General features: G+C 61.8%; 2 protein-coding genes and 1 pseudogene. All 3 read left to right on the forward strand.

Features of this window, described 5'->3' with window-relative positions; all coding sequences use genetic code 11:
- Positions 1-304, forward strand: a 304-nt coding sequence (rhaM, locus tag AC1D1Z_RS36425; protein WP_477853672.1) for an L-rhamnose mutarotase, incomplete at its 5' end; no start/stop codon positions are given.
- Positions 301-1,680, forward strand: a complete 1,380-nt coding sequence (locus AC1D1Z_RS36430) for an FGGY-family carbohydrate kinase (RefSeq protein ID WP_477853674.1) — start codon at positions 301-303, stop codon at positions 1,678-1,680. The genes rhaM and AC1D1Z_RS36430, both read left to right, overlap by 4 nt.
- A 192-nt stretch (positions 1,681-1,872) precedes the next feature.
- Positions 1,873-2,326: pseudogene (locus AC1D1Z_RS36435) on the forward strand (2-keto-4-pentenoate hydratase); the annotation flags it as partial.

Consider the following 2,326-nt stretch of genomic DNA (forward strand, 5'->3'; position numbering starts at 1 on the left):
CGCCTTCAAAATGCAGCTCAATCCGGGCATGGAAGCCGAATACCGCAAGCGGCATGACGAGATCTGGCCGGAACTGGTCGATCTCCTGCACAAGTCAGGCGCCAGCGACTATTCCATCCATCTCGACCGCGAGACCAACACGCTGTTCGGCGTGTTGACGCGGCCCGCCGACCATACGATGGCAAGCCTGCCGGACCATCCGGTCATGAAAAAATGGTGGGCGCACATGGCTGATATCATGGCGACCAATCCCGATAATTCGCCGGTCCAGAGCGACCTGGTCACCGTCTTCCATATGCCATGAACGCCACCTCTTATCGCCGCATCGCCGTCCTCGACATCGGCAAGACCAATGCCAAGGTGGTCGTGCTCGACAGCGAGACGGGCGCCGAGGTCGCCGTCCTGAAACGGCCGAATATCGCGATCAAAACCGGTCTCTATCCGCATTACGACGTAGAGGCTCTCTGGTCCTTTGCGCTCGATGCGCTGAAAAGCCTTGAGCGCGAGCCCGGCTTCGACGCCATTTCGATCACCACCCATGGCGCCTCCGCAGCACTCCTTGCCCGGGACGGCACGCTTGCCATGCCTGTCATCGACTATGAACATGAATATCCGCAGGAAATCCGCGACGCCTATACGCGGCTGCGCCCCTCCTTCGACGAAACCTTCTCGCCGCACCTCGCGATGGGCCTCAACGTCGGCGCGCAGCTGCACTACCAGAAGACCGCCTTTCCCGAGGAATTCGCCGAGGTTGCGACCATCCTCACCTATGCGCAATATTGGACGGCGCGGCTGACGGGTGTTGCCGCCAATGAGCTGACCTCGCTCGGCTGTCATACCGACCTCTGGAACCCGAGGGCCGGCAGCTATTCCTCGCTCGTCGACAGGCTTGGCATTCGCGACCTCATGGCGCCGATCCGATCCGCCTTCGATGCGCTTGGCCCGGTTCTTCCCGACATCGCCGCAGAGCTCGGCCTTACCGCACCCGTGCCGGTCTATTGCGGCATTCACGATTCCAATGCCTCGCTGCTGCCGCATCTGGTGCGTCGCGAAGCGCCCTTTGCGGTCGTCTCCACCGGCACATGGGTCATCAATTTCGGCGTCGGCGGCGATCTCGATCATCTCGACCCGAAACGCGATGCGCTCGCCAATGTCGATGCCTATGGCCGGGCCGTCCCCTCCTCGCGTTTCATGGGCGGGCGGGAATTCGAAATTCTTTCTGCCGAGATCGGCCCTATCGACGAAAAAGCCGTCGAGGCGGCAATCGGCCCGGTCATCGACAAAGGCATGATGCTCCTGCCGAATATCGCGCCGGGTTCCGGGCCTTTTCCCGGAAAGGTAAGCCGCTGGATCGGTGCTGAAGAGGCAAGCCGCGAGGAGCGCTCTGCCGCTGCCTGCCTATATCTCGCCTTGATGACCGATGCCTGCCTCGGACTGATCGGCGCCAAAGGCCCTGTTATCGTCGAAGGCCCATTTGCCCTGAATGGGACCTATCTCACGCTGCTGGCCGCCCTAACCGGCCGCGAGGTCATGGCCCTTCCTGGCACAACCGGCACCAGCCAGGGGGCCGCTCTTCTCACCGGGATCCGGCCGGTGTCGGGTGCCGAGACGCATGTTCCGCCGACTRATATCCCGGGGCTGGCCGCCTATCGCACCCGCTGGTACGCGGCGATGGAATAGGAGTCTTTCCAAAAGCGGCCTTGTTCGTCCCTGCCTTCTCGCTAGAACAGGATGATTTTAGGCCGGGTCGGCCTAAAATCTGAATCCTGTTCTACATTATATAGTTAGAGCATGATGTCGTCCGAAAACCGCTCACACTTTTCGGCATCATGCTCTAGTGTGGCACCTCGAAAATCAGGTCGAGGAGATAGCATGACAGAGACATTCGATCCGCGCACGGTTGCAGCCAGGCTTCACGGCCTGCGCGAAGCCGGCAGACAGGAGGCAACGGACAGTTTCCCGCTGCCAGGCGATTTCCATCAGGCGATGGAGGCGCAGAATTTGCTCGCGGCGACAGACGGTATTGCCAGCAACGCCTGGAAGGTGACGGTCTCGCCGCAGGGCCAGGCGGTCACCGCTCCGCTGCATCCCTATGCCGAAGCCGTCTCCGGCGCTGACATTCCCTGGTATCCGGGCCTGAAATTCGAAACCGAGATCGCCGTGCGGCTCGGCAGGGACCTGCCGGTCCGCACAGGCGTTCCCTACAGCCGCGCCAACGTGGTCGAGGCGATCTCCGCTGTCCATCTCGGCGCCGAGCTGCTGGTGAGCGCGGTTAGGGAAAGCGGCAGCGTTTCCTTTCTACTGTTCGTCGCCGACCGCCTCGGCA

It is taken from the genome of Rhizobium sp. P1_E1 (assembly GCF_056406015.1).